General features: G+C 64.7%; 9 protein-coding genes. 4 read left to right on the top strand and 5 right to left on the bottom strand.

What is annotated here, in order from left to right:
- Positions 1-100 precede the first annotated feature (100 nt).
- The 5 genes from IAE38_RS03045 to IAE38_RS03065 all read right to left on the bottom strand — a co-directional run bounded on the left by IAE38_RS03045 (position 101) and on the right by IAE38_RS03065 (position 9,837).
- Positions 101-2,146, bottom strand: coding sequence for a PhoX family protein (locus tag IAE38_RS03045; protein WP_201215798.1), 2,046 nt, complete (start codon positions 2,144-2,146; stop codon positions 101-103).
- 166 nt (positions 2,147-2,312) lie between these two features.
- Entirely contained in the window at positions 2,313-6,830 is a 4,518-nt protein-coding gene (locus tag IAE38_RS03050; protein WP_201215800.1) for a hemagglutinin repeat-containing protein, read from the bottom strand.
- Between the two features lie 27 nt (positions 6,831-6,857).
- Positions 6,858-8,540: a ShlB/FhaC/HecB family hemolysin secretion/activation protein gene (locus tag IAE38_RS03055; protein WP_201161871.1), complete on the bottom strand. Its 1,683-nt coding sequence runs from the start codon at positions 8,538-8,540 to the stop codon at positions 6,858-6,860.
- 161 nt (positions 8,541-8,701) lie between these two features.
- Complete coding sequence (locus tag IAE38_RS03060; RefSeq protein ID WP_201215803.1) at positions 8,702-9,256, bottom strand: L,D-transpeptidase family protein; 555 nt, start codon at positions 9,254-9,256, stop codon at positions 8,702-8,704.
- A gap of 26 nt (positions 9,257-9,282) precedes the next feature.
- Positions 9,283-9,837 (bottom strand): NUDIX hydrolase, encoded by a 555-nt coding sequence (locus IAE38_RS03065; RefSeq protein WP_201215805.1) that lies wholly within the window; start codon positions 9,835-9,837, stop codon positions 9,283-9,285.
- 124 nt (positions 9,838-9,961) lie between these two features.
- Here IAE38_RS03065 and IAE38_RS03070 point away from each other — a divergent pair, with 124 nt between their 5' ends.
- From IAE38_RS03070 to IAE38_RS03085, 4 genes are all read left to right on the top strand, one after another.
- Entirely contained in the window at positions 9,962-10,609 is a 648-nt protein-coding gene (locus IAE38_RS03070) for a CoA pyrophosphatase (protein ID WP_201161868.1), read from the top strand.
- The gene (locus IAE38_RS03075; RefSeq protein ID WP_201215807.1) at positions 10,606-11,130 is read left to right on the top strand and encodes a gamma carbonic anhydrase family protein; all 525 of its coding nucleotides are present in this window, start codon (positions 10,606-10,608) and stop codon (positions 11,128-11,130) included. Before IAE38_RS03070 ends, IAE38_RS03075 begins: the two co-directional genes overlap by 4 nt.
- Positions 11,123-11,317, top strand: coding sequence for a DUF1289 domain-containing protein (locus tag IAE38_RS03080; RefSeq protein ID WP_028634838.1), 195 nt, complete (start codon positions 11,123-11,125; stop codon positions 11,315-11,317). The genes IAE38_RS03075 and IAE38_RS03080 overlap by 8 nt, the downstream gene beginning before the upstream one ends.
- Positions 11,318-11,669: 352 nt before the next feature.
- A complete protein-coding gene (locus IAE38_RS03085) occupies positions 11,670-12,137 on the top strand; it encodes a VUT family protein (protein WP_201215810.1) in 468 nt (155 codons plus the stop codon).
- The last annotated feature ends 53 nt before the right edge of the window (positions 12,138-12,190 follow it).

The raw sequence follows: 12,190 nt of genomic DNA on the forward strand, positions 1-12,190 counted from the left end.
GCCGCGACCAAAGTAACCCGCCGGAAGGGCGGAAAGGTGACTAAGCGCCACCGGAGCTACTGAATGTTCACGCGATGCGCGCGCCCCAACTGAACGCATCTCAGGCAGTACCAATCTCCCCGCCGTCATCACGTTGAATCACCACCGTCGAAGACCTAGGGCGAACCCGAGTGCCCTGAGGTGTCGCATCGGTGGCTTTGTCAGTCGAAGGCCAGTTCCCCGGGTGCTGAATGTTGATGAACAGCGTCTTGTTGTCCGGCGTGAAGGTAATCCCCGTCACCTCGCAATCATTAGGCCCCACAAAGAACCGCCGCAAGTCGGCCTGGTTGTGTGCACTCACCGGCACCTGCTTGCCATTGTCGTCCACCAGTTGCGTGGGGATCACCGCCAGTAGCTGGTCGTTGGTGTAATCCGTGATCGTGGCCTCGCTGTTGTCCGTCTCGAACCACAGCACGCCCCGGCTATCGAAACTCATGCCGTCAGGGCTGGCGAACTGGTTAAGCTCGGTCAGGCCGGAGCGGTTGATGTCGGCGTTGCCGCCAGCATTGGCCCCGAACACGAAGATGTCCCAGGTGAAGCTGGCATGGTCGCTGCTGTCGTGCCAGCGGATGATATGGCCATGCCGGTTTGGGCCGCGTGGGTTGGCTGCGTCGGCCTGGGCCGGCGTGCGAACGCTGTTGTTGGTCAGGGTCAGGTAGGCATCGCCATTGAGCGGGTTGACGGCGGTCCATTCCGGCCGGTCCATCGGCGTTGCACCCACCGCATCGCCGGCGCCGCGCGTGTTGAGGATGATGCCCGGCAGGTCGCCATACAACGCGCCCAGGGTACTACCACTGGTGGTCACGGTGGAGGGGTCCAGCAACAGCCACACCCCGGTGCCGTCGGCATCGAAGCGGGCTACGTACAGCTTGCCGTGGTCGAGGTATTTGTTGCCGGTGGCCAGGCGATCCGTCGGGTTGGCGTCGGCAGGGTCCCAGACGGCACTGGATACCCACTTGTACAGGTACTCATTGTTGGAATCGTCACCCATGTACCAGACCAACGGTTTACCCGCCACGGCCAGGCCCGGACAGCAGCCTTCGTGGCGGAAGCGGCCGAGGGCGGTACGCTTGGTGGCCAGGGTACTGCTGTTGTAAGGGTCGATCTCGACGATGTAACCGAAGGTACTGGCCTCGTTGCGGTAGTCGCCGTTGGCGCTGGCGGCTTTGGGGGTGATGTCGAAACGGGCGAATTCGCCGTCAACCTCGGTGCGGTCACCGGCGGCGGTTTCCCAACCGTACTGGCCGCCGCTGGTGCCAACGCCGATGCGGCGCTGGTCTTCAGGGCGCGTGCCCTTGTTGACGAAGATGCCCGGCCAGTTCTCTTCGCAGGTCAGGTAGGTGCCCCATGGTGTGTAGCCGTTACCGCAGTTGTTGTTGGTGCCGCGGCAATGGGTACCGGCGGGGGAGTACGGGGTGCGTACGTGAGCGCTGCCGCGCATCGGCCCGCTGATCTGCATGCGCGAAGCCGTAGTGAAGCGCCGGTTCAATGGGTCGTTGTCCACCACCTGCCAGCGGCCCTGGGTTTTCTTCAGGCGTACCACGCCCGCCCCGTGGGCGTTGATCTCCTTGCGTACCTCTTCGGCCGGGCGTTTGCCGTGGGCGTCCTTGGTGGGGCCGGCGGGGTGCAGGGCGGCGGTGTCGATGTACTCGAAGTTGACTGCCAGCAGGCCATCGTCCGAGCTGCCATTGATCGGGAAGAAATGCATGCCATCGTGGTGCATGCCCATGGCATTGGCCTGGTCGTGCGAAGTGTTGCTGCCGTCCGCTTTCCAGGGGTTGGCCGCGTGGTTGAGCGGCGTGCCCCAGGGGGCCAGCACGTAGGCGGTGTAGCCGGGGGCAATGGTGCAGGCGTCGGTGCGTGAACCAGGGATGGACTGGAAGCCCAGTGACAACTTGGGTTGTACAGGTTTGCCGGTTGGCGGTGCACTGCCGGGGCGGTCCCCCCCCAGGCAGCCGGCCAGGCCGGTGCCGGCGATCATGCCGACAGCGGCGGCCAGGCTGCCGCGTATCACGGTGCGGCGGCTCAGGTAGGCATCCATGACCGTGGCCATCAGCAGGTTGGTGCTGTGGTTCCTGTCCAGGTTGTCGCCGGTGTCACGACTCATCAAGGTGTCCTTTTTATGGCTGAGTTGAACCAGACCGCACTCTAGTGCGTGAATGTGACGTCCGGGTTTCAGGTTTGTTAAAGGGACAGCCGTAGTCGGCAGGTCCGCGCTGAAGTCGATGGGGGCGCTGGCCCCCATCGACCGCGCTGCTAGCGCCTACCGCACATTACTTCCCACTAATGCTGGAGGCCCATTGCTCGCTGCGGTTGTGCCCACTGGTGCGCAGCAACCCGAGGTCCAGGGGAGCCTCCCCTGCGGCAGCCCCTTTGCCCTTGGCGATATCGGCCAGGGCGGTGCCCAGGTCTACCGGGGAATTGGAAGCATCCACCGAGACATCTCGGCGATAGTCACTGCCATTCAACGTTTCCTGGGTAACCGCAGCCGCGTCGAGCCGCACGTCGCCCCGGGCTGACTGCAACCGGGCGCCGACCAGGTGGGCATTACCCCCCACATTCAACGCTATGCCTTCGCTGCCTTTGAGTACCGCCTGCTGGCCGACGGTGTCACGTTGCGCGTGGGAAACATCCAGGCGCAGGGTAGGCGATAAACCCGGGTCCACCTTGCCCAGTGCCGAGCCCGCCTTCTCGGACACTTTGCTGCCAAAAGGCCCCGCCAGCGAGGTGGCGGCATTCACATACCCCTGCGGGTTCTTTTCGTGGCTGAGCCTGGCGTCGCCCTTGATGCTGAGGGTGTTTACGCTGTCCTTGAGGCTGGCAACGCGCAGGTCGCCTTCGATCGTGCCGTCGATTTTCCCGGCCTCCAGGCTCACGCCCTGAAGCTCAGCGTTACCCCGGCTGTTCAGGCTGATGTGGTCGGCACGCAGGTTGCTGGCGTTCCAGGTCAGGTTGTCGCGCTTGTCCAGGTCGACCTTGACCCGGCCGTGCAAACCTCGGGTGTCCAGGTTGCCGGTGCTGCTATTGAAGCCAGCACCTGCGGTGACGTGCAGGTTGTCGCGCACATCCTGGTTGGACGAAGCCTCTAGCCGGATACCGCCGTTGGCCGCATCCAGGGCGATGTGCTGGGCGCTGGCCTGCAGGCCCTGGACGTTTACGGCAACCTCTTCGCGTGCCGTGCTGCCCACGCTGAGCTTACCGCTGCTTGTAAAACGCGCATCCACAGCCTCGCGCACATCCTCCTGCTGCTTGCCATGGCTGAAATGGCCGCCGATGGCACCGCCTTTGCTGGTGCCGGTTTTCAACGCCAGCTCCAGGCCTCCGCCCAGGCTGCTACCGCTGGCCTGCCGAGTGCTGCTTGCGGCCTTCACCTGCAGCAGGCCACCGCTGTGCAGGGTGATGTCGCCGGTCGGGGCCTCGCGGCTGCCGATGCGCGTGCCTTCGAGCAGCAGGTCGCCCTGGCTGGTCAGGCGCACCTCGCCCTGGCTGTCGATCTGGCCAACCTGGGCTGTGCTTTGCGTACGCTGCTGGCTGGCGTGGTCGAGGTAGCCGCGGCCGTCGATGCCGGTGCTGCCAGGGCGGTTGCCAACCTTGACCCAGGCATTGCCATCCAGCTGGCGCGACTGCTGTTGGGCGGTGTCAGTGGCTTGGGTAAAGGCCAATGTACCCTGGCTGTGAATACGGACGTCGCCGCTGCCGCCATCCAGGCGCGTGCCCTCGTAGCGGCCATCGCTGCCAAGCTGCACCTGGATACCCTGCTTGCCATACAGGCTGCCGGCCACCGCCGTGCTGGCCGTGCTCTGCTGGGCCAGCGACCCACCGTTACCCGCTATCCGTACATTCACGTCCTTGCCGCTGCTGGTGTCCACGCGGGCATCCCCGGCGAAGTTCAGGCGTTGCTCGCTGCGCTGCTCGGTGTTGGCGGCTGCTGTCATGTGGTGCTGTTGCGCCTGGATCTGCAAGGTGCCGGTGTCCGCCTGCCAACGCGTGCCTTGATCCATCAGGCTGTCGGCCTTGACCTGCACGTCGGCACCGGAAAACGTGCTGACCTGGGCGAAGCCACGGCGTTGGTTTTCCAGGTGCTTGAGGTGTTCGACTGTCATGTCCGCGCCGATGCTGGGGGCGACCATGGCATCTTCCGGGGAAGCCTGCTGGAAGCGGGCAGCTTCCTGGCCCAGCACCAGCCGTTCGATGGGGCGGGTCAGGTCGCGGTACTCCAGGCTTGCGCCCAGGCTGGCAGACCAGTCGTTGCGGTTTTTTTCGTGTTCATAGGTATCGTACACGGCGCGGTTCTCGATCTGTTTTGCGGTAACGTCCAACGTGTTGCCAGCCTTCACCCGTGCGGCCTCGGTCACCAGCGTATCGCTGTGCAGGCGCAGGTTGCCGCCGGCCTGCAGCTCGCTGTGCTGCACCTGGGTTTGCTGCTCGTGCTCGTCGCTGCGGTTGTGATAGCCATTGAACTGGCTGCCCAGGCGGTCGATACCACCGCTTACGGCGAGGCTGCCGCCGCTCTGGGTGTCGGTGCGGGTGGTGTCCTGGCTGTCATGGGTGGCGCCCAATACAATTCTCTGGGCGTTGGCTTCCAGGTCCCCGGTGGTGGCGGTGACCTTGGAGCCATTGACGTGCAACTGTGCACCGCTACCCAGGCTGACTGACGCCCCCTTGAGTTCGCTGCCTACCTGATGGGTTTCCCGGTGCTGGCCGGTGCTGGTGTTCACCTCATAGCCCAGGCCGGCGGTGTACTGCCGCGAACCCGGCTTGTCGCCGTGCGCTGCCTGGGTTTCGCGGGCATGGCCACTGAAGCCGCGTTGCTGGGTACGGGTTTCGCTTTCATCGACGGTTTGCACGCTGTCGACCACCAGGTCGCCCTTGGCCTCGATGCCAAGGTGTTGCCCGGCCTCGACCTTGGAGCCTTGAATTCGCAGTTCTTCTGCACTGGCCAGGCGCAGATTGGTGGCAGAACCCACATCGCTGCTCAGCACCTGTTCCTTACGCTCGGTGCTGTTGCCTTCGCTGGCGATCAGGCCGAACAGTTTGCTGTCGCGATTATGGTCGGTGCGGGTGTGGGTGTCCCGGTCTGCCTCGATCGCCAGGGCGCCTTGCTGGCTGTAGAGCGTGGCGCCCTGCTGGCCGAACACCTTGCTGCCCTTGATGGTAACGGTGTCTGCGCTGATGCTGAGCGCGCCGTCACTGGTGATGCTGCTACCGGCAACCCGCTTGCCGTCACTGTCATTGCCTTTGCGGTCGCCGAAGAACGTGCCAGACACCAGGTCGCCGCGGTAATCCCGTCGGGTTCCCCGATCCTGCAATTGCGCAGTGGCCACGTTCGCCTGGCTGGCGGTGATCGCCAAGTCGCCGCGGCTGTGCAGGCTGCTGCCCTGCACGTTGAGCTTGCCGGCGGCGTTAAGGGTCATCTCCCCGGCGTCCAGCGTGCTGCCTTGCGCGTTTTGCGTATAGGTGTCGGTGTCGCTGTCGCCGCGCCAGAGGTCCTTGCGGTGGCGTATCTGTTCCTCCACCCGCTGGCTATCAATACCGGCAAGCACCTCCAGGTTGCCGCCGCTGTCGATGCGCAGCCCGTTGCCGGCCTGTAGCTGGGCGGCAGTCATGCGCAGGTCGCCGCCCGATTGCAGGGCCAGGCTGTCATCGGCCTGCAGCCGGGTACCCTGTTGTTTGACGTCGGTGGTGGTGGTGTTGCGGCTGTAGGTTTCGCGGGTGACGAAAAGAAACTGCTTGTTCCAGTTGTCAGTGTCCCGGGTCACGCGCTCCAGGGCCTGGGCGTCGAGTGTCAGCTTTTTGCCTGCCCGTGCTTCGATGTGCTGGGCCTTCGCTTCCAGTGCCGCCAGGGTCAGGTCATCGCTGGCGGTCAGCTTCAGCGTGCCTTGCGCACTGTGCAGCAGGGCAGGGCTGCTGGCAGTGCCGCTGACCTGCAGATTACCGGCTGACTGGATCTGCACGCCTTCTGTGGCTTCGACTCGTGGCGCCTGCACCCGCACCCCCGCGCCCTCTGCAGTGCTGACCACGCGGATGCGCCCGGCCTGCATGGCGCCGAACAGGCTGGCATCGATGCTGGACGGGGTGCCGGGCAGGTGCTGGACGATATCGCCAGTGCTGCGGTCGATGCGGTTGCGCCCGGCAGTGATACCCAGGTCGGTGCCGGCGTTCAGCAGGCCCTGGCTGTCGATGCGCGGGGCGATCAGGTCCAGGGCGCCGTCACGGTTGCTCTGGCCCCCGCCCAGTACCCGCAGGCTGCCGCTGGCACCCAGGGTGTCGAGGTACTTCAACTGCTGCTGCTTGATTTCAGGCGTGCCCACCAGGAACCCCGCGCGGGTGGTGTTGATGAAGCTGCCACCATTGAGGGTGATGCCGTTGGGGTTGGCCAGCAGGTAATCGGCGCGGTGGCCGAACACCTCCTGCGGCCCTTCGATCAGCGAGGCGTTGCGGCTGATCACTTCGTTGAGGATGGTCGAGGCCGCCTGGCCCTGGAACTGCGGGTTGGCAGCCAGGGCGCCCGCCAGTTGCGATTGCCCGGGGGCGGTGGCGTTGTTCAGTACCAGCCCGGCGTTGCCCACGTTGTAGTCGCTGAACTGGTTGTGCGACAGCCCGCTGGCATTGGGTGGCACGATCTCGATCACTGGCACCCCATGGCCTTGGTTGATCACTGGTGTTCCGCCAGGGCCGCTTGCAGCTTCCAGGCCGCCCTGGGCCAGGGCGCTGGCAGAGCCGAGTACCACCAGGAATATGGCCCAGCGCAAGGTGTCTGGGCGGATGCAGTGGGGCGAGGGTGTTTTCATGTTTTTGTTCTCATTGTTGTGGGTGAATCAGATTGTCAGGGCCCAGTCCAGCACCCAGAACCCAGGTTCCAGGCGTCGGCCAGGCAAGTCGCTGGCATGCAGCGCACGTTGGTAGTCCAGGCGCAGCCGGCTCCCGGGCAGGCTCAGCTCGACGCCTGCGGCGGCCCCGGCCAGGCGCTGGGGCGATGAGCCGGGCAGGGTGCGGGCCCAGCCCAGGTCCACGCCTAGATAGGGGCGTATCTGCAGGGCTTGGTTGAAGGCGTGGGGCAGGGCCTGGCTGACGGTGTTGCGCCACACAGCGCTGCTGCTGCCGGAATAGGTGCGCAGGCGGAACCCGCGCACGGCGGTGTCGTCACTGGCCAGCAACTGCTCGACGGCAGGCAAGGCGTCGTCGCTGTACTGCAGCGCCACTTCACTTTGCCAGCGCCAAGGCCACTCGGCCGGGCCCTGGCGCAGGTGCAGCAGGTTGGCGCGGTACTTGCGAAAGTCTGGGCGCAGGCGCTGAACGCCGATTGGCGAGCGGTCGGCACCGAATGCACCGATACCCTGGGCAACACCCAGGTAGGCGTTCCAAAGCCCCTGATCAAGCCACAGCAGGTTGAGCCCAGCCTCCAGCGTGGTCAGCGTCGGGCTTTGCTGCACGATGACCGCGCCGGCACTGCGGTTGATCAGTTGCTTGCGGTCCACCCGGGCGCTGGCGCTGAGCATGCCGCGCGGGCCGCGCCACAGCACCCGTTCGGCACTCAGGCTGCGGTAGCGGCTGCTGCCATCGGCCACTTGGTGGCTACCCGGTAGGGGGGCCTTGTAGCGCAGCCGGCTGGCACTCATGGCGAAGGTCCAGGGGCCGTAGGGGATGCTGTAGTACAGCGTCAGGCCCTGGCTGTAGCCGGGCGCCCCGAAGACTGTGCGGCTGAGGGAGACACGCAGGTCGTCATTCAGGCCCAGCGGGCTGTCCAGCCCCAGGCCCGTGGTCAGGCGATGGCGGCCGGTCTGGTCGCTGCCACGGTTATCGAAGCGGTTGTCCAGGTGCCAGGGTGATGCCACTTTGCGCGGCTGCACCACCACCCGTGTCGCGCCTGGCAATGTGCCGGGCAGCAAATCCGCACCCAGGTCGTAGGCCCGCAGGCGGTTGAGCTGGTCCAGCCCTTGTTCCAGCTGGGGCAGGTACAGGGGCTGGCCAAGCATGTCGGGGAAGGCACTGGACAACGACAGCGGCAATTCAGGGCCGGCGAGCTCGATGGACTCGACAAAGCCCTCCACCACACCGATATGCAGGGGCGCACCGCTGCGCGGCGTTTGCGCCAGGTAGGGGCGGCTGGCAGGAAAGCCCGCGGCCACGTATTGCCCGGTAAGGGCCCGCAGCAGGCGGTCGATGTCGGCGGGGCCCATGCAGGCCGTAACGGAGCGCCGTACGGTGTCGGCCAGCAGGGTGTCTGGCAGTTGGTGGTTGCCTGCAATCTGCACGCCACGGATGGCCCAGCAAGGCTGGTGGGCAGGTGCTGGGGCGGGCCCGGGGGAGGTTTCGCTGGGTTCGCGTTTGCCCTGCCAGCGCTCAAGGCGTTGTTGCTGCTGCAGGTCGCGCAGGTTCTGCTGCTGTTCCCGCAGTTGCCAGCTGGCGGTGTCGCCGCTGGCAACCCCGGGCATGCACAGCAGCACCGCGAGGCAGGCAGCCAGCAACCAGCCGGCGTTCGGGCGTTTGTGGTTCGGCATTGTAAGCACCCCGCTGTTGCAGTACGGGCTCCGTACTCGACTGCGTGGATGCTAAAAGGCGGGCTATTCGCCTGGATGCCGTCCCTTGCCTAAGCGATTGTCAGGCAGATTCCAGCGAGATGGTGGGAGGTTTCCTACAGCCTGCGCCGAATGGCGCTCTATCAAGGCCGAATCTCGATCATGGTCCCGTCGCGCACCAGGCTCCAGACTTCCTGCATGTCGTGGTTACGCATGGCAATGCAGCCGTCGGTCCAGTCCAGGGTGTGGAAGTACCATTCCGGGTATTCATCGTTGATCGGCGTACCGTGGATCATGATCATGCTGCCGGCACTGACCCCTTCGCGGCGGGCACGGGCGGCATCGGTGACGTTGGGGTAGTCGATATGCATGGCGAGGTTGAAACGCTCGCTCTGCTTGCGCCAGTCCAGCCAGTAGAAGCCTTCGGGGGTTTTCTTGTCGCCCTCGCGCTCTTTCGGGCCTTTAGGCTGTTTGCCCAGGGAAATGCGGTAGGTTTTCAGCGGCTCTCCACGGCTGATCAGCTGCAGGCGCCGCTCGGACTTGATCACCAGCACCTTGTCGATCAATGGTTGCACCGGCTGCGCCGCGCGCGGCAGCGCCTGCGCGGCGGGTGCCGGCTTGCGGATGATGGTTTCGGTATAGGCCGCCTGGGACACCGAAGTCACGCAAAGGCAGAACAAGGCAAGCAACCAGCGCATGTAACGGTATCCCTGAAGGCTCTGAGCTAGGTGGAGGACGACGCAAGGTTCATCGGCGGCACGTACTCATGGCCAATGGGGAAGTGCTGCCCAGTGCGGTCGCGATAGTAGCATTCTAATGTGCGCGCCACGGTCCGGAAAGCCAGGGCCTGCCACGGGATCTCGTGCTCTTCGAACAGCCGTACTTCCAGGCTCTCGGCGCCGGTGGCCACGTCCAGGTCTGCCAGCTGTGCCCGGAAGAACACGTGCACCTGGTTGATGTGCGGCAGGTCGAACAGCTGGTACAAGGCCATGTCCTTCACCCTGGCACAGGCTTCCTCGACGGTTTCACGGCGCGCTGCCTGGTCGAGGGTTTCGCCGTTTTCCATGAAGCCTGCCGGCAGTGTCCAGAAACCTCGACGCGGTTCGATGGCGCGCCGGCACAGCAATATTTGGCTGCCCCAGGTGGCCAGCACGCCGGCCACCACGTTGGGGTTCTGGTAGTGGACCGTGTGGCAGGAGGGGCAGACATACCGCAGGCGGCTGTCGCCTTCGGGTACCTGCTGGATGACCGGTTGGCCGCATGCACTGCAGTAATTCATAGGTGGCCCCTTTGTTTGCCCCTATCTTGGCGTGCCGGCCTGGCGCCCGCAAGCGGGCAGGGCTTGGGTGCCTGGCGGCTTTTGGTGCATCATGCAGGGCAGGCCTTGGACACGAGTGTACGCAATGCTGGACGAGCTACTTCGCCGAATGAGCAACCACCAACCTGCCACGCTGGAAACCGACCGACGGTTTCCGGAAGCGGCGGTGCTCTTGCCCATTACCCGCAGCGAAGCGCCCGAACTGGTCCTCACCTTGCGCGCTCAAGGGTTGTCCACCCACGGCGGCGAAGTTGCCTTCCCCGGTGGCCGCCGCGACCCGGAAGACCCGGACCTGGTGTTCACCGCCCTGCGCGAGGCCGAAGAGGAGATTGGCCTGCCACCCGGGCTGGTGGAGGTGCTCGGCCCTCTTAGCCCGCTGATTTCCCTGCATGGTTTGAAGGTGACCCCGTTTGTCGGGGTTATCCCCGACTTTGTCGAATACCGTGCCAACGACGCCGAGATCGCGGCAGTATTCACCGTGCCGCTCGAGTTTTTCCGCCAGGACCCTCGCGACCATACCCACCGTATCGATTACCAGGGGCGCAGCTGGTACGTGCCCAGCTACCGTTATGGTGACTACAAGATCTGGGGGTTGTCGGCGATCATGATCGTCGAACTGGTCAACCTGCTGTTCGATGCCGGCATCAGCCTGCATCACCCGCCCGAGCGTTACCCCGACAAGCGAGCAGGGCCCACCCTGCCATCTGCGTCCCAGCCTGAGGAACAACCATGAAATACCGCCTGGCCGACCTGCGGGTCGAAACCCACCCCACCAGTTGGGCTGCACCCAACGCCACGCTGATCGGCAATGTGCGCCTGCAGGCCGACGCCAGCGTCTGGTTCGGCGCCGTGCTGCGTGGCGACAACGAGCTGATCGACATCGGTGAGGGCAGCAATGTGCAGGACGGCACGGTGATGCATACCGATATGGGTTCGCCGCTTACCCTGGGCAAGGGCGTTACGGTGGGCCACAACGCCATGCTGCATGGTTGCACGGTGGGGGATTACAGCCTGGTTGGCATCAATGCAGTCATTCTCAATGGTGCGCGCATCGGCAAGCACTGCATCATCGGCGCCAATGCGCTGATTGCCGAGGGCAAGGAGATCCCCGACGGCTCGTTGGTGATGGGTTCACCGGGCAAGGTGGTACGCGAACTCACCGAACAGCAAAAGCGCATGCTCGAGGCCAGTGCGGCGCACTACGTGCACAATGCCCAGCGCTATGCACGGGAGCTGGTGGTTGACGATGAATGACACCCCGGTGCGCCCGGTAGCGTCACCGTGCGTGAACATCTGCGCGCTGGATGAACAGGATATCTGCACCGGCTGCCAGCGCAGCGTGGCCGAAATCAGCCGCTGGGGGCGGATGAACGACGACGAGCGGCGCGCGGTGCTGAAGCTGTGCCACGAGCGGGCCTTGCAGACCGGGCTTATCCTCTAGTCGTTGCCTTCCTGGCATTCTGAGCTGTGCAATACCTGAGGGAGCAACTGTCTTCCACAAGATCTCAAAGTTGGCGCAATCACTGTGGGAGCGGGTTTACCCGCGAAGCAGGCAACGCGGTGTGTGGCACCGGCTTTGCCGGTGTTCGCGGCTGAAGCCGCTCCCACAAGATAGATGCCAGCGTTCAGAAATTTGGCAGACAGTTAATTCCACAGGCTTTTTAATCAACTAATCCGTACTGCGCTACCGTGCGGGCGGTGACTCAATAAGCAAACCATATTCCCTGTGGGAGCGGGTTTACCCGCGAACAAGCCAGCGGTACTCTGTGCGGCTTGCCCACCGATGACTCGCCATGCTTTATCTGATCGCCTACATCAGCAGCGTCGTGCTGATCAACTATGCCTTTTCCAGCGCCCCGAACCTGGACGTCATCTGGTCTGCCTGGGGCGGGCTGGTGTTCATCCTGCGCGACATGGTGCAGACCCGCTTCGGCCATGGTGCGCTACTGGCCATGCTGGCCGCATTGGGACTGTCGTACGCTACGTCCGAGCCGGCCATCGCGCTGGCCAGCGCGACGGCGTTCTTCGTTTCCGAGCTGATCGACTGGCTGGTGTTCAGTGTCACCCGCCGGCCCCTGCGCGATCGCCTGTGGCTAAGCTCCGCGCTGAGCATCCCGGTGGACACGTTCATCTTCTTCGGCATGATCGGGGCGCTCACCCCGGCTGTGATCGGTACGGCCATGGCATCCAAGTTCGCGGGGGTCACGGCGGTGTGGTTGGCCATGGCATTTCGCGCCCGGCGGGCCGCTGTGGCGGGCTGATGGTGTAGAATATCGGTCCTTTTTCAGCGGGTGGCGCCTGGCATGGCGTGGCC

The sequence above is a fragment of the Pseudomonas sp. S32 genome (assembly GCF_016648095.1).
Classification (GTDB): Bacteria; Pseudomonadota; Gammaproteobacteria; order Pseudomonadales; family Pseudomonadaceae; genus Aquipseudomonas; species Aquipseudomonas parafulva.

Coding starts and splice junctions, on each gene's coding strand:
- IAE38_RS03045 (WP_201215798.1), bottom strand. CDS start 2,146: ATGAGTCGTGACACCGGCGACAACCTGGACAGGAACCACAGCACCAAC.
- IAE38_RS03050 (WP_201215800.1), bottom strand. CDS start 6,830: ATGAAAACACCCTCGCCCCACTGCATCCGCCCAGACACCTTGCGCTGG.
- IAE38_RS03055 (WP_201161871.1), bottom strand. CDS start 8,540: ATGCCGAACCACAAACGCCCGAACGCCGGCTGGTTGCTGGCTGCCTGC.
- IAE38_RS03060 (WP_201215803.1), bottom strand. CDS start 9,256: ATGCGCTGGTTGCTTGCCTTGTTCTGCCTTTGCGTGACTTCGGTGTCC.
- IAE38_RS03065 (WP_201215805.1), bottom strand. CDS start 9,837: ATGAATTACTGCAGTGCATGCGGCCAACCGGTCATCCAGCAGGTACCC.
- IAE38_RS03070 (WP_201161868.1), top strand. CDS start 9,962: ATGCTGGACGAGCTACTTCGCCGAATGAGCAACCACCAACCTGCCACG.
- IAE38_RS03075 (WP_201215807.1), top strand. CDS start 10,606: ATGAAATACCGCCTGGCCGACCTGCGGGTCGAAACCCACCCCACCAGT.
- IAE38_RS03080 (WP_028634838.1), top strand. CDS start 11,123: ATGAATGACACCCCGGTGCGCCCGGTAGCGTCACCGTGCGTGAACATC.
- IAE38_RS03085 (WP_201215810.1), top strand. CDS start 11,670: ATGCTTTATCTGATCGCCTACATCAGCAGCGTCGTGCTGATCAACTAT.